17 protein-coding genes are annotated in these 16,985 nt (G+C 53.7%); 12 read left to right on the forward strand and 5 right to left on the reverse strand.

The window, feature by feature from the left end:
• The first annotated feature begins 317 nt into the window (after positions 1-317).
• The 3 genes from nagE (at position 318) to JK231_RS04625 (ending at position 4,791) form a co-directional block, all read left to right on the forward strand.
• On the forward strand, positions 318-2,342 hold the full coding sequence (gene nagE, locus JK231_RS04615; protein ID WP_045816530.1) for an N-acetylglucosamine-specific PTS transporter subunit IIBC: 2,025 nt from the start codon (positions 318-320) through the stop codon (positions 2,340-2,342).
• Positions 2,343-2,493: 151 nt separating this feature from the next.
• Positions 2,494-4,161, forward strand: a complete 1,668-nt coding sequence (gene glnS / locus JK231_RS04620) for a glutamine--tRNA ligase (RefSeq protein ID WP_160832605.1) — start codon at positions 2,494-2,496, stop codon at positions 4,159-4,161.
• Between the two features lie 234 nt (positions 4,162-4,395).
• Positions 4,396-4,791: a hypothetical protein gene (locus JK231_RS04625; RefSeq protein ID WP_038648263.1), complete on the forward strand. Its 396-nt coding sequence runs from the start codon at positions 4,396-4,398 to the stop codon at positions 4,789-4,791.
• A 61-nt stretch (positions 4,792-4,852) separates the two neighbouring features.
• On the opposite strand, the gene fur is transcribed toward JK231_RS04625, so the two are convergent.
• The 4 genes from fur to ybfF form a co-directional block, all read right to left on the reverse strand.
• Positions 4,853-5,302, reverse strand: coding sequence for a ferric iron uptake transcriptional regulator (gene fur, locus JK231_RS04630; RefSeq protein ID WP_058962149.1), 450 nt, complete (start codon positions 5,300-5,302; stop codon positions 4,853-4,855).
• A 355-nt stretch (positions 5,303-5,657) separates the two neighbouring features.
• The gene (fldA, locus tag JK231_RS04635; protein ID WP_034829111.1) at positions 5,658-6,188 is read right to left on the reverse strand and encodes a flavodoxin FldA; all 531 of its coding nucleotides are present in this window, start codon (positions 6,186-6,188) and stop codon (positions 5,658-5,660) included.
• A 135-nt stretch (positions 6,189-6,323) separates the two neighbouring features.
• Positions 6,324-6,599, reverse strand: coding sequence for a LexA regulated protein (gene ybfE, locus JK231_RS04640; RefSeq protein WP_097117426.1), 276 nt, complete (start codon positions 6,597-6,599; stop codon positions 6,324-6,326).
• A gap of 168 nt (positions 6,600-6,767) precedes the next feature.
• Positions 6,768-7,532 carry an esterase gene (ybfF, locus tag JK231_RS04645; RefSeq protein WP_097117425.1) on the reverse strand — a complete coding sequence of 255 codons (765 nt, stop codon included), beginning with the start codon at positions 7,530-7,532 and terminating at the stop codon, positions 6,768-6,770.
• Between the two features lie 248 nt (positions 7,533-7,780).
• On the opposite strand from ybfF, the gene seqA reads away from it, so the two are divergent.
• Positions 7,781-8,326, forward strand: coding sequence for a replication initiation negative regulator SeqA (gene seqA, locus JK231_RS04650; RefSeq protein WP_058962146.1), 546 nt, complete (start codon positions 7,781-7,783; stop codon positions 8,324-8,326).
• 25 nt (positions 8,327-8,351) lie between these two features.
• Positions 8,352-9,992 (forward strand): phosphoglucomutase (alpha-D-glucose-1,6-bisphosphate-dependent), encoded by a 1,641-nt coding sequence (gene pgm, locus JK231_RS04655; RefSeq protein ID WP_097117424.1) that lies wholly within the window; start codon positions 8,352-8,354, stop codon positions 9,990-9,992.
• A gap of 79 nt (positions 9,993-10,071) precedes the next feature.
• On the opposite strand, the gene kdpE is transcribed toward pgm, so the two are convergent.
• Positions 10,072-10,746 (reverse strand): two-component system response regulator KdpE, encoded by a 675-nt coding sequence (gene kdpE, locus JK231_RS04660; RefSeq protein WP_034829121.1) that lies wholly within the window; start codon positions 10,744-10,746, stop codon positions 10,072-10,074.
• 245 nt (positions 10,747-10,991) lie between these two features.
• Between kdpE and JK231_RS04665 the strand changes: the two genes are divergently transcribed.
• From JK231_RS04665 to pxpA, 7 genes are all read left to right on the forward strand, one after another.
• Positions 10,992-11,192 carry a YbfA family protein gene (locus JK231_RS04665; protein WP_058962143.1) on the forward strand — a complete coding sequence of 67 codons (201 nt, stop codon included), beginning with the start codon at positions 10,992-10,994 and terminating at the stop codon, positions 11,190-11,192.
• Positions 11,193-11,345: 153 nt separating this feature from the next.
• On the forward strand, positions 11,346-12,302 hold the full coding sequence (locus JK231_RS04670) for a 2-thiouracil desulfurase family protein (RefSeq protein ID WP_034829125.1): 957 nt from the start codon (positions 11,346-11,348) through the stop codon (positions 12,300-12,302).
• Positions 12,303-12,314: 12 nt separating this feature from the next.
• Positions 12,315-13,742 (forward strand): deoxyribodipyrimidine photo-lyase, encoded by a 1,428-nt coding sequence (gene phrB, locus JK231_RS04675; RefSeq protein ID WP_097117422.1) that lies wholly within the window; start codon positions 12,315-12,317, stop codon positions 13,740-13,742.
• Positions 13,743-13,764: 22 nt separating this feature from the next.
• On the forward strand, positions 13,765-14,508 hold the full coding sequence (locus JK231_RS04680; protein ID WP_211728096.1) for a type 2 GTP cyclohydrolase I: 744 nt from the start codon (positions 13,765-13,767) through the stop codon (positions 14,506-14,508).
• A 150-nt stretch (positions 14,509-14,658) separates the two neighbouring features.
• Positions 14,659-15,315 (forward strand): 5-oxoprolinase subunit PxpB, encoded by a 657-nt coding sequence (gene pxpB / locus JK231_RS04685; protein ID WP_211728097.1) that lies wholly within the window; start codon positions 14,659-14,661, stop codon positions 15,313-15,315.
• Positions 15,309-16,241, forward strand: a complete 933-nt coding sequence (pxpC, locus tag JK231_RS04690) for a 5-oxoprolinase subunit PxpC (protein ID WP_038648230.1) — start codon at positions 15,309-15,311, stop codon at positions 16,239-16,241. Before pxpB ends, pxpC begins: the two co-directional genes overlap by 7 nt.
• The gene (gene pxpA, locus JK231_RS04695; RefSeq protein WP_097117419.1) at positions 16,231-16,968 is read left to right on the forward strand and encodes a 5-oxoprolinase subunit PxpA; all 738 of its coding nucleotides are present in this window, start codon (positions 16,231-16,233) and stop codon (positions 16,966-16,968) included. The genes pxpC and pxpA overlap by 11 nt, the downstream gene beginning before the upstream one ends.
• Positions 16,969-16,985 lie beyond the last annotated feature (17 nt).

A 16,985-nucleotide genomic window follows, 5' to 3' on the forward strand; every position in this document is an offset into this window, starting at 1 on the left:
AATGTTGTCGCCGATGCTGGTTTAGGTTGCTGCCATTAAGCGTAATCGGTTTAAGCGCAACCAGCAGGGAAAAGTGCGACCTGATATTTTTCATCATAAAATAAGTTTGTGGTGGTAGCTAGCATTTCGCAGTGATAAACGTCCATTATGGTGATTAAAGTCACAGTTACTGTGGTTTTAATTTGCGAGGCGAATTAATTTATCTTTACACTGCGCCTCGTGGTGAAAGATGTCATCAAGGTACCGAGCGTAGGGATAATAAAATCAACCCGCGCTACGGCAAAACGCCAGTCTCATAGGGGGAGAAAAAGGTGAGTATTTTAGGATATCTGCAAAAGGTCGGCCGCGCGCTTATGGTGCCGGTAGCGACACTGCCGGCAGCGGCAATCTTGATGGGGGTAGGGTATTGGATTGATCCAGACAGTTGGGGTGCAGGCAATGCGCTGGCCGCTCTGCTGATCAAGTCCGGTTCTGCCATTATCGAAAATATGTCAGTGCTGTTTGCCATCGGTGTGGCTTACGGTATGTCCAAAGATAAAGATGGTGCGGCCGCGTTAACCGGCTTCGTGGGCTTCCTGGTGGTGACGACACTCTGTTCACCTGCCGCAGTAGCGATGATTCAGAAGATTCCGGTCGATCAGGTGCCTGCTGCCTTCGGCAAGATCAACAACCAGTTCGTGGGTATTCTGGTCGGTATTCTCTCCGCTGAAGTGTATAACCGCTTTAGCCATGTTGAGTTGCCCAAAGCGCTGTCGTTCTTCAGCGGGCGCCGTTTGGTGCCGATCCTTGTCTCATTCCTGATGATCGTTGTGGCGTTTATCCTGATGTACATCTGGCCAATCATCTTCGGCGGCCTGGTGAACTTCGGTGAGCACATTCAGAAAATGGGCTCGGTGGGCGCAGGCGTGTACGCCTTCTTTAACCGCTTGCTGATTCCGGTCGGTCTGCATCACGCACTGAACTCCGTATTCTGGTTTGACGTGGCAGGCATTAACGATATTCCTAAGTTCCTTGGCGGTGCACAATCAATCGCGAATGGCACGGGTATCCCGGGCATCACCGGTCGCTATCAGGCGGGCTTCTTCCCGATCATGATGTTTGGCTTGCCGGGTGCAGCATTGGCTATCTTCCACTGCGCACGTCCAGAAAACCGCGCGAAAGTCGGCGGTATTATGCTGGCTGCGGCCTTCGCGGCCTTCTTCACGGGGATCACTGAACCGCTGGAATTCTCCTTCATGTTCGTGGCACCGGTTTTGTATGTGATCCATGCCGTATTGACCGGTATCTCGGTATTTATTGCTGCGAGCATGCACTGGATTGCAGGCTTCGGCTTCAGTGCCGGTTTGGTGGATATGGTGCTGTCAACGCGTAACCCGCTGGCGGTGAATTGGTGGATGCTGATTCCACAAGGTCTGGTGTTCTTCGCCATCTACTATGTGGTGTTCCGTTTCACTATTCAGAAATTCAACCTGATGACCCCGGGCCGCGAATTGTCTGCGGGTGATGAAACTGATGGTTATGACGTTAACGTCGACCATAGTGGTAATGGTGAAAGCCAGACCGAATCACTGGCACGTCGTTACATTGCCGCCATCGGCGGTTCAGACAACCTGACCAACATCGATGCCTGCATTACTCGTCTGCGTCTGAACGTCAAAGACTCAGCCCAAGTGAATGAAGGCGTGGCGAAACGTTTGGGTGCGTCTGGTGTGATTCGTTTGAACAAGCAGAGCGTACAGGTGATTGTCGGCACTCAGGCTGAAAGCATCGCCTCCGCAATGAAAACGGTATTGAGCAAAGGCCCGGTTGCTGCGGCTTCCGCTCCTGCCGCCGCTGCGCCGGTCGCGACTAAACCCCAGGCCGTGCTGAACACTGAAAAAGCGGTGATTGCTACGCTGGTGGCACCAGTGACCGGTGAGATTGTCGCGCTCGACGCGGTGCCGGATGAGGCGTTCGCCAGCAAAGCGGTGGGCGATGGTCTGGCAATCAAACCAACCGACAAAACCGTGGTGGCACCGATTGCCGGTACCGTGGTGAAAATCTTCAACACCAACCATGCGTTCTGTCTGGAAGCCGCTAACGGCGTTGAGATCGTGGTGCACATGGGCCTGGACACCGTGGCGCTGGAAGGAAAAGGCTTCACACGTCTGGTGGAAGAGGGGGCAACCGTCACTGCCGGTCAGCCGATTCTGGAGATGGATCTGGACTTCCTCAACGCCAACGCGCGCTCAATGATTAGCCCGGTGGTGGTCAGCAACAGCGATGATTTCGCCGGACTGAATCTGCTGGCCAGCGGTTCAGTGGTTGCAGGTGTGACACCGTTGTATGAAGTGAAAAACTAAGTCCTTGTGATTTAGCCAGAAGGCAGGAAGCAATTCCTGCCTTTTTTGTTTTAAAACGACCAACAAACGGTTGTTTCCCTCCTGCGCTTTGTGGATCATACTCCGTTACTTCGTGGTACAAATCACCCGCTATTGTTTTGAGGATTTTGAGATGAGTGAGGCTGAAGCCCGCCCAACGAACTTTATTCGTCAGATCATCGACGAAGACTTGGCGAGCGGTAAGCACAGCAGTGTGCATACCCGTTTCCCGCCTGAGCCCAATGGTTATCTGCATATTGGCCATGCGAAATCTATCTGCCTGAACTTTGGTATCGCCCAAGATTATCAAGGACAGTGCAACCTGCGTTTTGACGATACTAACCCGGTGAAAGAAGACCTGGAGTTCGTTGAATCCATCAAGCGTGACGTGCAATGGCTGGGCTTTGAGTGGAGCGGCAACATTCGTTACTCCTCAGACTATTTCGACCAACTGTTTAACTACGCCGTTGAGCTGATCAATAAAGGTCTGGCTTACGTTGATGAGTTGTCTGCGGAAGAGATCCGTGAATATCGCGGCACCCTGACTGCGCCGGGTAAAAACAGCCCGTACCGCGACCGCAGCGTGGAAGAGAACCTCGCGCTGTTCCAGAAAATGCGTGATGGCGGTTTCGAGGAAGGTAAAGCTTGTCTGCGTGCCAAAATCGACATGGCTTCCAGCTTTATCGTGATGCGCGATCCGGTGCTGTACCGCATTAAGTTTGCCGATCATCATCAGACCGGTGATAAGTGGTGCATCTACCCGATGTACGACTTTACCCACTGCATTTCGGATGCGATCGAAGGCATTACGCACTCACTGTGTACGCTGGAGTTCCAGGACAACCGTCGTCTGTACGATTGGGTGCTGGACAACATCACCATTCCACAGCATCCGCGCCAGTACGAATTCTCGCGTCTGAATCTGGAATACGCGGTGATGTCGAAGCGTAAGCTGACGCAGCTGGTCACCGAGAAAGTGGTGGAAGGCTGGGATGATCCGCGCATGCTGACCGTTTCAGGCCTGCGCCGTCGTGGTTACAGCGCAGCTTCAATTCGTGAGTTCTGCCGCCGCATCGGCGTGACTAAACAGGACAACATCGTTGAGATGGCGTCACTGGAATCCTGTATTCGTGACGATCTCAATGAGAACGCACCACGCGCGATGGCGGTACTTGACCCGTTGAAAGTGGTGATCGAAAACCTGCCCGCCGGCCACGAAGAAACGCTGACCATGCCTAATCATCCAAACAAGCCGGAGATGGGCACGCGTGAAGTGTCGTTCAGCCGTGAAGTGTGGATCGATCGCGCTGACTTCCGTGAAGAAGCCAACAAACAGTACAAACGTTTGGTTCTGGGCAAAGAAGTGCGTCTGCGCAATGCTTATGTGATTCGTGCTGAGCGTGTGGCGAAAGACGAAGAGGGTAACATTACCTGCATCTATGCCACTTGTGATGTTGACACCCTGAGCAAGGATCCGGCGGATGGTCGCAAAGTGAAAGGTGTGATCCACTGGGTTTCCGCCATTCATGGACTGCCAGCTGAGTTCCGTCTTTACGACCGTCTGTTCAGCGTGCCAAACCCCGCGGCGGCTGAGGATTTCCTCACCACCATTAACCCGAACTCGCTGGAGATCAAACAGGGCTTCGTGGAGTCTGGTTTGCGTGAAGCGGCCACTACCGCAGCTTATCAGTTTGAACGTGAAGGTTATTTCTGTGCCGATAGCGTCTACTCACAGCCGGGTAAATTGGTGTTTAACCGCACGGTTGGACTGCGCGATACTTTCGCGAAGATTGGCGAGTAATATCTTTCGTCGATAGCACAATATGATCATGAAAGGGCGAGCAATCGCCCTTTTTTATTGCCTGTAATTCGCCACGGGCAATCAATTATGCTGAAGGCCGGAAGCTGAGCTTGTTGTCTATTTTGCGAGAATTCTGACTTTAGCAAAATTAACCCATTTGCGAGTGTGAAAAATTGTATTTCAGGTAGGCTATGCGCTTTAAATAGAGCTCTGCGGGTTATCAAAGGAAAAAAAATGACAAGTCTCGCCCTGGAAGCTAAGCATAGTGTGGTGGTATTACATCAGCTTATTGAACGTGTTTTTAACCAGGTAGAAGGCAGTGATGACAGCATGGAACTGCTTTTGTCACACTTTCACCCGGATTTCAAAATGGTGACGCCGCTGGGTAAGCAGCTGGATCTGAATGAGACCGAAGTGCTGTTTCGCAAACTGCACGGTCAGCGGGAAGGGCTGCGCATTGCCACCAGTGAGCATGCCATCATTTCTCAACAGAGCCAGGAAGTGACGATTCAGTATCGTGAACTGCAGATGTTGAACGGCACCCATCAAACGCGCATCTCTTTGGCTGTGCTGGATTGCAGCACCACCATTCCTCGCTGGCGCTACCTCCACGAGACCTTTATCGCTTGATAACAGGCATAAAAAAACCGGTGACCAGCACCGGTTTTTTTATATTGCATAGCACACTCAATTACTTATCGTGGAGCGTCTCGTCTTCGCGGCAGTCTCCCAGTGCACAGTGGCCGTACAAGTACAGGCTGTGGTTACTGAGTTTAATGCCATGGCGAGTGGCAATCTCACGCTGACGCGTTTCGATTGATTCATCGCTGAATTCGATCACTTTGCCACAATCCAGGCAGATCAAGTGGTCATGGTGATGCTGCTGAGTCAGTTCGAATACGGATTTGCCGCCTTCGAAGTTATGACGGGTGACGATACCCGCGTCATCAAACTGGTTAAGAACGCGATATACCGTTGCCAGGCCAATCTCTTCGCCCATATCGATCAGGCGCTTATACAAATCTTCCGCACTGACGTGATGGGACTCGGGGCCCGGTCCCTGGAGCACTTCCAAAATTTTCAATCTTGGGAGAGTGACTTTCAGGCCAGCCTTCTTCAATGCGGAGTTGTTGTCAGTCATTCGGATATTGTCCTGTTACTTTGCATGTCACTTACGGCGCAGGGGCCTTGAATGTTTAGGTCACGCGTATTCTCATTTGCGTCTCATTATAGAACTCAAGCAGTGAAATGAAAACCGGGGTATCGCGCAAATCAACAAAAGTCGTAAGGTTAAACATCGCCTACGTCAGCGCGGAACGGTGTGGTTTGGGTTTCCATTTCACTCAGCCTCAGTCAACAATCAGAGGAATAAGCGGATGACCATTGCGGGTATTCTACAGATTTGCGGGGAAAAGTTAAAAAACCGTAGCTATTATTTTTATAGGAAATTCCTTTGTCCCAATGTGAGCCAGCGCTCACATTGGGGAGGCGAGGCATCAGGCTTCAATGATCTCTTTTAACTGCAGCTCATCAAAAATCTGTTTCACCCAAGCATCAACACGTTCATTGGTCAGCTCAGGTTGACGGTCTTCGTCAATCGCCAGGCCGAGGAAGTGTTTGTCATCGGCCAGACCTTTTGAGGCTTCAAAATGATAGCCCTCAGTCGGCCAGTGGCCCACAATCACCGCGCCATTTGGCTCAATGATGTCGCGAATCGTGCCCATCGCATCACAGAAATATTCTGCGTAGTCTTCCTGGTCGCCACAACCAAACAGCGCCACCAGTTTGCCATTAAAGTCGATCTCTTCCAGCGTAGGGAAGAAGTCATCCCAGTCACACTGTGCTTCGCCGTAATACCAGGTAGGAATGCCCAGCAGCAGGATGTCGAACGCTGCGAGATCTTCTTTAGTGCTCTTAGCAATGTCATGCACTTCGGCGACATCTTTACCCAGTTGTTTCTGGATCATTTTTGCAATGTTTTCAGTGTTGCCGGTATCGCTGCCGAAGAAAATGCCTACGATTGCCATGGGTTAAGTAACCTCTTAAAGCCTGATTGTGAAAGTAAGTCAATTGACTGCACATGTTAGCGAATGATAGCAGACCGTTGAAAAGGGCGGAACGAGTAAAGCCTGAACTTTGTGTTCCTGCGTGCGGTCAGCGCGCTAAGACAGTTTGAGTTGCGCCAGCAGCATTTGTTCAATCAATTCGCTGCGGCTGATGTTTTGTTGCTCGGCCAGCGTGTTCAGGGCGTCAACCGCTTCGCTGGACATTTTCAGCTCAACACGACGCAGCCCTCGCACTTTATCGCGCTTGAGCTGGTTACGTTTGTTGATACGCAACTGTTCGTCACGTGTCAGCAGGCTGGTTTTGGGTCGACCAGGACGCCGCTCGTTTGCAAAAAGATCAAGCGTGGTACGGTCTGTCTGTTCTTTTGCCATGATTTGTGAAACTGAGTGGGCGCGAACGGCGGAAAGGCGCTGCGCGATTTATACATTATCGGCCCGACCACGGCGAAAAAATCATCCGCGGCAAATTTTTAGCGCGACATCATACTCCAGCACCATCCGCGACGCCAACCCTAAACCGCATACGGCAAGCTTTTGCTTTTACAGGTTAAAAAAGCGACGAACTGCGCGCAAAACCGCATCAGGTTTTTCAGCATGTACCCAATGACCGGCCCCGCTAATCACATGTGCGTGTGCCTGCGGGAACTGACGCAGCAGTGCATCGCGGTGCTGATTGTCGAGGTAAGGAGAATCGCCACCGCGGATAAACAATGCGGGATGTGGCCAGGCGGGAACTTCTTCCCAGCCAGAAATCGTGGTGTAGTTGTCCCACAGCACCGGCACGTTAAAGCGCCACTCACCCTCGACAAAGGACTTGAGGATAAACTGAATCACCCCCTCTTCAGTGACATGTTGACGCATCACCTCGGCCGCTTCGCTACGACGCGTTACACCCGCGGCGGTGACGGCGCGAATACCGGCAAAGATTTCATCGTGGCGGCGGGTTTGGTAATCCACGGGCGCGATATCGATCAGCACCATCTTCTCAATACGTTCGGGGGCCACTGCGCTCAATGCCATGGCGATCTTACCGCCCATCGAGTGGCCTATCACGCCAGCGCGTTCAATCTGGTGTGCATCCAGCGTCTCCACGATATCTTGCGCCATGGCGTGATAATTCATCACCTCACTGCGCTCAGATAAACCATGGTTGCGTACGTCCACTTGTAGCGTGGGGCGAGCATCCCGTACGCCGCGTGCCAGCACGCCAAGGTTATCCAGGCTGCCAAACAGGCCATGAATTAACAGAATCGGGGACGCTTCAGGGGGAGATTGTTCAGTTTGCAGACGGGCGTTCAAAATCATGGCTAAAGTTCTTACGGTTGTGACCTTGGCTTAGGGTATCATGGATTCACCTGTCCAGGAGCCAGCCGGCCAGGCATTAGGGCATATTCCGACTTTTGCCCTGAAACGACGCCAGCGCTATCGGCTGCCACGGATTTAACTTTATAATCCTTATGTTAGAGCCCGCTCACGTTTTGCACAGCTCGATTTTGCTAAGGCCGTTGCAATAATGCGTGGTTCTGTCATTTGCCAGAATTGTACGGAATAAGATGAAAACGATTGAAGTTGACGAAGAACTCTACCGTTATATTGCCAGCCACACGCAGCACATTGGTGAAAGCGCCTCCGATATTTTGCGCCGCATGCTTAAGTTTACCGCGGGCCAGACCGCACCGACTGCACCTGTCGCTGCGGCTTCGGCTTCGGTCAAGGAAGCGCAGCCAGTGCGCAGCGAAGCGCGTCCTCAGGATCGCGTACGCGCCGTGCGTGAACTGCTGCTCTCTGATGAGTATGCTGAGCAGAATAAGGCGGTTAATCGCTTTATGCTGGTACTGTCAACGCTCTATCGTCTTGATCCAGCAGCCTTTGCTGAAGCCACTGCCTCGCTGCAGGGCCGCACTCGCGTCTATTTTGCGGGTGACGAGCACACACTGCTGCAAAATGGCACCCATACTAAGCCGAAGCACGTTCCCGGCACACCGTACTGGGTGATCACCAATACCAATACAGGCCGCAAATGCAGCATGGTGGAACACATCATGCTGGCGATGCAGTTCCCACAGGAACTGACAGAGAAAGTTCGCGGCACCATTTAAACTGAAGCGTCAGGGAGAAGCGCCAATGGCCAATCACCCCCGTGCCGGGCAGCCTGCCCAGCAGAGCGATTTGATTAACGTTGCACAATTAACCTCGCAGTATTACGTCCTGAAGCCCGATACGGCTAACCCGGACCATGCGGTGAAATTTGGCACTTCTGGCCACCGCGGCAGCGCGGGACGCCAAAGCTTCAATGAAGTGCACATTCTGGCGATTGCGCAAGCCATCGCAGAAGAGCGCAAAAAGAATGGCATCACCGGTCCGTGCTACGTGGGTAAAGATACTCACGCACTGTCTGAGCCGGCGATTCTGTCGGTGCTGGAAGTGCTGGCGGCGAACGGTGTAGATGTGATCGTGCAGCAGGATAATGGCTACACGCCAACGCCGGCGATCTCCAACGCCATTCTGGAACACAACAAACGCGGTGGCGCGCAGGCGGACGGTATCGTCATCACGCCTTCACACAACCCGCCAGAAGATGGTGGCATCAAGTACAACCCGCCAAACGGCGGTCCGGCTGATACCAACGTCACCAAGGTGGTGGAAGATCGCGCTAACCAGCTGATCAAAGGCGAACTGAAAGACGTGAAACGTCTGCCGCTGGATCAGGCCTGGGCAAGCGGCCATATCGTTGAGCAGGATCTGATTCAGCCCTATGTTGAAGGTCTGGCTGAAGTCATTGACTTCCCGGCAATCCAGAAAGCGGGCCTGAAAATCGGCGTTGATCCATTAGGTGGCTCCGGTATCGCTTACTGGCAGCGTATTGCTGAGCACTATAAGTTGGATCTGACCATTGTTAATGATGCGGTCGATCAGACCTTCCGTTTCATGCATCTGGATAAAGATGGCGTGGTGCGTATGGACTGTTCGTCTGAGTGCGCGATGGCGGGTCTGCTGGCGTACAAAGATAAGTTCGATCTGGCGTTCGGTAACGACCCGGATTACGACCGTCACGGCATCGTCACGCCTGCGGGCCTGATGAACCCGAACCATTATCTGGCCGTGGCCATCAATTACCTGTTCCAGCATCGCCCGCAGTGGGGCAAAGATGTTGCTGTGGGTAAAACCCTGGTCTCCAGCGCAATGATTGACCGTGTGGTCAATGACATTGGTCGCAAGCTGGTTGAAGTGCCGGTTGGTTTCAAATGGTTTGTTGATGGCCTGTTTGATGGCAGCTTCGGTTTCGGCGGCGAAGAGAGCGCGGGTGCTTCCTTCCTGCGCTTCGATGGTTCCGCCTGGTCAACCGATAAAGATGGCATCATCCTGTGCCTGCTGGCAGCCGAAATCACTGCGGTGACCGGCAAGAACCCGCAGCAGCACTATGACGAACTGGCAGCACGCTTCGGCGCGCCAAGCTATAACCGTCTGCAGGCGCCGGCGACCTCAGCGCAAAAAGCGGCACTGTCTAAGCTGTCACCGGAAATGGTGAGTGCTGATACGCTGGCGGGCGATCCGATTACTGCACGTCTGACCGCTGCACCGGGCAACGGCGCGTCAATCGGTGGTCTGAAAGTGATGACCGAAAACGGCTGGTTTGCTGCGCGTCCGTCAGGCACGGAAGATGCTTACAAAATCTACTGTGAAAGCTTCCTTGGTGCTGAGCATCGCCAGCAGATCGAGAAAGAGGCGGTAGAGATTGTTAGCGAAGTGCTGAAAAACGCGTAATTAAACGTCGAGGCGCGCTATGTGCGCCTTTTCACGCGTTTTCCATGGAACGACCCACGTGACAACATGGGTCGTTTTTTTATGGCATAAACCGATAGCCGATACCGGTTTCGGTCAGCAGATGGCTGGGTTGGGTGGGATTGCTTTCCAGCTTCTGGCGCAGGTGTCCCATATAAATGCGCAGATAGTGGCTGTGCTCCACCGCATTCGGCCCCCACACCTGATTCAACAACTGACGTTGCGTCAGAACCTTCCCGGCATTGTTCAGCAACAAACTCAGCAGGCGAAACTCGGTGGGCGTCAGGTGAATTTCCTGTTCATTACGCAGCACGCGGCGCGCAGCCAGATCGACACTCACTTCCCCAAATTTCACGATCGGCTCAGGCTGGCTGCTTTGATGGCGACGTAACGCCACGCGCACGCGGGCCAGTAACTCGCCGATACCAAACGGCTTAGTCAGATAATCATCTGCACCGGCATCCAGTGCATCGATTTTGTCCTGCTCATCACTGCGCGCAGATAGCACAATCACCGGCATGCTGCTCCACTGGCGCACTTCACGGATAAAGTCGTTGCCGTCACCATCCGGCAGCCCAAGATCGAGGATCACTAAATCCGGCTTTCGTGTCGCTGCTTCAATCAGCCCGCGCTGTAATTGCTCCGCTTCCACAATTTTCAAACCTTCGCTTTCCAGCGCCAGGCGCACGAAACGGCGAATCTCTTTTTCATCTTCAACAATCAAGATGGTCGTCACGCTGACTCCTGCCACAGGTAAAGTTAACACGGCACTTTATCAAGAATTGGTCACCGCGTCCGTCATGATGTTTGTAACCTTGCGAGATCCCTACGTTTACAATTATGTAACTTACTTTCAGCTTAAGCCGTAAAGCACAAAAAAAGACCAAAATTAGTGGTCGGATGAGTAGTAAAATTACACAACCAGGCGTAATATCTGAGGCAGATCACATTTCAACGCAAAAATTACCCCAGGAGGCAATCATGTATCAGGCATATCCACTCTATAAAATCGTGTTGCGCCGTTTTCTGGCGGTATTGGTCGGCATACTTGCCTTGCCCGTGATGCTGTTCCGCCAGGATCGTGCCCGTTTCTATAGCTATCTGCACCGCGTCTGGTGTAAGACCAGCACCAAGCCAGTCTGGCTGGCGCAGACAGAAGCGATAGGCAGCATCCACTGGTAAGTGCTCTCTTGGCTCTCTAAGAACCCGGCAGCTTCAATCAAGCGCCGGGTTTTTTTATTCTAAACTTTGTCTGTATTCCCCGGTTACCCGCTGTTATCCCTCGCCGTTTCAGCTACACTTAAACCTCTACAAGAATTTGGAGGTTGTACAAGTATGAGCGAAAAAATTCCTGTCGGTATCAGCGCTTGCCTGCTCGGGGATAAGGTCCGTTTTGACGGTGGCCACAAGCGTTTCGCTTTTGCAACTGAAGAACTGACTCCCTTTATCCGCTTTGAACCGGTGTGTCCGGAAATGGCAATTGGCTTGCCCACGCCGCGTCCCGCACTGCGTCTGGTCAAAGAGTCGGATGATCAAATCCATCTTTGTTTCAGTAAAGATGGCGGGCAAGAGGTGACCGATGAGATGGAACGCTGGTCGGCCGATCGTGTGAAATCGCTGCATCACCTTTGCGGCTATATTCTCTGCGCAAAATCACCCAGCTGCGGTCTTGAGCGCGTGCGCGTCTATCAGCCCGATACCAATGACAATCGCAAAGCGGGCACCGGCGTATTCACTGCCTTTCTGCAAAAAGAGATGCCATGGCTGCCTTTAGAGGAAGATGGCCGTTTGCATGATGATGCTATCCGCGAAAACTTTATGGGCCGCGTGTATGCGCTGCACGAGTTCAATGAAATGTGGCGCAGCGGTTTAACCCGCCACAAGCTGATCGCCTTCCACAGTCGATACAAGTTGCTGCTGCTGTCGCATGCGCAGGATGAGTATCGCGAGATGGGGCGTTTTGTGGCCGCGATGGAGCAGTGGGATTCGTTGGATGATTACGCCTATGAATACCGGATTCGCCTGATGCATTTGATGTCCCACCAGGCTTCGCGCCGTAATCACACCAATGTGCTGATGCATGTACAGGGCTACTTCCGCCCGCAGTTGTCCTCACCACAGCGCCAGGAACTGGCGCAGCTAATCGATCGTTATCGCACTGGCGTCCAGCCACTGTTGGTTCCCATCACCATGCTGAAACACTATATGGCGGAATATCCGCATCCGTGGCTGGCGCAGCAACGTTACTTTGATCCTTACCCGGAAGCGCTGCGTCTGCGCTACGGACAATAATTTCGGAGCATTATGACCACCCACTTAGTCTGGTTGCGAAACGATCTACGCATCAATGACAACACTGCGCTGGCTGCCGCTTGCCGCGACAGCCATGCCAGGGTGCTGGCGCTGTTTATTGCCACGCCTAAACAGTGGCAGCAACACCATATGGCACCCAAGCAGGCGGCCTTTATTCACCAGAATCTGTGTGCGTTGCAAGACTCACTGGCCGAGCGAGGTATTCCGTTGCATTACCATCAGTGCGATGACTTTGCCGCATCGGTGGATTATCTGAGTGAGTTTTGCGACCAGCATCAGGTGGATGAGCTTTATTACAACTATCAGTACGAGATAAATGAGCGCGAACGTGATGCTGCAGCTGAAAAGCGTCTCGATGCTCAGGGCGTAATTTGTCAGGGCTTTGATGACAGCCTGTTATTGCCGCCGGGCAGCGTGCAGACCGGCAATCACACCATGTTTAAAGTCTTCACGCCGTTCAGCCGCGCCTTTGTCCGTCGACTGCATCAGGGGTTACCGGAGTGTCATCATGCACCGAAAGCGCGCCGTGATGCGCCGATCAGTGCGGGTAAGAAAATCCCTGCTTTTGATTATCCGCAGGAAGATTTCGATGCATCGCTATTTCCGGCTGGGGAAGAGGCAGCGCTGAAGCAATTGCGCCATTTCGGCAAACAATCGGTGCAGCACTATCCCGAGGTGCGCGATTTACCGGCATTAGATGGTACCAGCCGCTTATCGCCTTATCTGGCGATTGGGGTGCTGTCTCCGCGCCAATGTTTGCATCGTATTCTGAAAGAACACCCAGATGCACTGAACGAAGGTAAAGCCTTTACCTGGCTGAATGAACTGATCTGGCGCGAATTTTACCGTCATCTGATGGTGGCCTTTCCGGCGTTGTGTAAGCACCAGCCGTTTGTGGAGTGGACGCATAACGTACAGTGGCAAAAAAACGATGCACATCTCACGGCCTGGCAGCAGGGCAAAACCGGTTATCCCATCGTCGATGCGGCAATGCGCCAACTCAATACACTGGGCTGGATGCACAATCGCCTGCGCATGATTGTTGCCAGCTTTCTGGTAAAAGACCTGCTGATCGACTGGCATGAAGGTGAGCGCTACTTCATGCAGCAATTGATCGATGGCGATCTGGCGGCCAACAACGGCGGCTGGCAGTGGGCAGCTTCCACCGGCACCGATGCGGCACCTTATTTCCGTATTTTTAATCCCACTACTCAGGGTGAACGCTTCGACGAAAAAGGCGAATTTATCCGCCAGTGGCTGCCAGAGCTGAAAGACGTGCCGGAGAGTGATATTCATCAACCGCAGATTTGGGCGAAGAAAAATAATAAGAAACTCGATTATCCCGCACCAATCGTGGAACATAAGGACGCACGTAAAAAGACACTAGACGCCTTCGAGCGCGCGCGCAGCGCGGCCTGAGGCGGTCAGGGAGCCCTACTAAATGAATCATGTCGAGTTAGAACACATTGTTAATCAGCAGCTGAACACCAGCGCCTTCAGTGACTATGCGCCCAATGGTTTGCAGGTGGAAGGTCGCGCGGAAGTGAAAACTGTCATCACGGGCGTGACCGCGTGTCAGGCGCTGCTCGATGAAGCGGTCAAGCGCAATGCTGACGCTATCCTGGTCCATCACGGTTATTTCTGGAAGAGCGAATCGCCGCTGATTAAAGGAATGAAACGCCAGCGTCTGCATACGCTGCTGGTCAATGATATCAACCTGTATGGCTGGCACCTGCCGCTCGATGCACATCCACAGCTCGGCAACAATGCACAGCTGGCAAAGTTGTTTGATATTGAAGTGAAAGGGGAAATTCAGCCGTTAGTGCCATGGGGCGAGCTGGCTGAACCGTTGAGCGGTGAAGCGCTGGCGGCGAAAATCGCCGAACACTTAGGTCGTAAACCGTTGCACTGTGGTGATAATGCCCCGGCACTGATCAAACGCGTCGCCTGGTGCAGTGGTGGCGGACAGGGCTTTATCGATAGCGCGGCTGCTTTTGGTGTAGATGCGTTTATCACGGGCGAAGTTTCTGAGCAAACCATTCACAGCGCACGTGAACAAGGCCTGCACTTTTTCGCCGCCGGGCATCATGCCACCGAGCGCGCTGGTATCAAGGCGCTGGGCGAATGGCTGGCGCAGAGCTATGGCCTCGACGTAACCTTTATTGATATCGACAATCCTGCCTGATTTCTCTCTCTCCGCGTCCTTAACCCACGTTAAGGACGCAAATCTGTTGACACATCTCTGTCACTTTCGCATAACTTATTGACTTTCATTATAAGCAAAGCGATTTGTGGACATTTTTTGTCCGCGCCAATCATGACCGGGAGGTGGGTTTTGCAACGAGCACGTTGTTATCTACTGGGTGAGCGAGCGGTGGTGCTGGAGCTGGAACCCCCCGTTTCACTCGCCAGCCAGCAGCGCATCTGGGGACTGTGCCAGCGCCTGCAGCACAATGAACAGGTTCAGGAAGTGATTCCGGGGATGAATAACCTGACGCTGCTACTGCGCGATCCGCAATTGAATGCGCTGGATGCCATTGAGCGTCTTCAGCGCTGGTGGGAAGAGAGTGAGGAACAGATTCCTGAATCACGTCGGGTGGAGATTCCGGTGGTGTACGGTGGCGCGGGTGGCCCCGATCTGCAAGTGGTGGCTGAGGGGGCCAGCCTGTCGCCAAAACAGGTCGTCGAGCTGCACAGCAGTGTTGATTACGTGGTCTATTTCATCGGCTTCCAGCCTGGTTTTCCCTATCTCGGCGGCTTGGATGAACGTCTGCACACGCCGCGCCGTGCTGAACCGCGAGTTATCGTTCCCAGTGGATCAGTCGGCATCGGTGGCAGTCAGACCGGTATTTATCCTTTGGCCGCACCTGGCGGTTGGCAGCTAATTGGCCATACGCCCGTCAGCCTGTTTGACCCCTTACAACACCCGCCGACACTGCTGCGCCCCGGTGACAGCGTGCGCTTTGTGCCGCAACAGGAGGGCGTATGTTAAACATTCTACGCGCCGGATTGATGACCTCGATTCAGGATCAGGGCCGTACCGGCTGGCGGCAATATGGCATCAGCGTCAGCGGAGCGCTGGATCAACCCTCAATGCGTACCGCCAATATGCTGGTGGGCAACCCGGAAGAGAGCGCGGTATTAGAGATTGTGCTTGGCCAGTTTAAAGCGGAATTTAAACGTGACGGCTGGTTTGCACTCACTGGGGCAGGTTGTAATGCCGATCTGGATGGCAAACCGGTGTGGACTGGCTGGCGGCTGCCGGTGAAAAAAGGTCAGGTGCTGTCCCTGGCGATGCCGGTGCGCGGTATGCGCAGTTATCTGGCAGTGAATGGTGGTTTCGCCATTGATGAGATGCTCGGCTCGCACAGTACCGATCTCAAAGCGGCTTTTGGCGGTTTCCAGGGCCGTAAGCTGCAGGATGGCGATCAGCTGCCGTTGGGCAAACCCTCCCGCACCTTCAAAGGCAAAGCGGGCGTTCGTCAGTTGTTGTGGGGCAACCGCATTCGCGCTTTACCGGGCCCGGAGTATAACGAGTTCACGCGCGAAGCGCAGGAAGGTTTCTGGCGCAGCCCGTGGAAGCTGAGTCCGCAGAGCAATCGTATGGGTTACCGCATGCAGGGGCGTCAACTGCAGCGTAAAGCCACGCGTGATTTGTTGTCACATGGGTTAGTGCCCGGCGTGGTGCAGGTGCCGCCTAATGGCCAACCGATTGTGCTCATGGCCGATGCGCAAACTACCGGCGGTTATCCGCGTATCGCCTGTGTTATCGAAGCTGACCTGTATCAACTGGCGCAGATTCGACTCGGCGAACCGATTCACTTTATCCATTGCACTCTGGAAGAAGCGCTGCTGGCGAAGCAGCATCAACAGCGCTCCTTTGACCAAATTGCCTGGGGGCTTGCACATGAAGATTGATCTTAACGCTGACCTCGGCGAAGGCAGCGCCAGCGATCAGGAACTGCTGACGCTGGTGAGTTCGGCCAACATTGCCTGTGGTTTTCACGCTGGTGATGCGCAAACCATGCTGCAATCGGTGCGCTGGGCCAAAGCCTCGGGTGTGGCGATTGGTGCCCATCCCAGCTTCCCGGATCGCGAAAATTTTGGTCGCACCGCGATGCAGCTGCCACCGGAAACGGTGTATGCGCAGATGATCTATCAGATCGGCGCACTGAAGAGCATCGCCGAAAGTGAAGGTGAGCGTTTAGTGCATGTGAAGCCACACGGCATGCTGTACAACCAGGCCGCGGCGGACGCAACGCTCGCCGACGCGATTGCCCGCGCGGTGAAAGCGATCGATCCCGCATTGATTCTGGTCGGTCTGGCGGGCAGTGCTTCCATCAAGGCGGCTGCGCATCATGGCTTGCGCACGCGGGAAGAGGTGTTCGCCGACCGTGGCTATCTGGCAACCGGCGCACTGGTGCCGCGCAGCCAGCCAGGCGCGATGATTGAAGAAGCCGAGCAGGCGCTGGCGCAAACGCTCACTATGGTGCAGCAGCGTCAGGTGAAGAGTATCAGCGGGGAGTGGGTGCCGGTGAATGCAGAAACCGTGTGTCTGCATGGCGATGGTGCACACGCGCTGCAATTTGCGCGCACGTTGCGTGCGGCTTTTGCTAACCATCAAATTACTGTGACCAGCGCATAACAAATAACAACTCGCCC

Source organism: Pantoea sp. JGM49, from assembly GCF_018257655.1.
Classification (GTDB): domain Bacteria; phylum Pseudomonadota; class Gammaproteobacteria; order Enterobacterales; family Enterobacteriaceae; genus Pantoea; species Pantoea communis.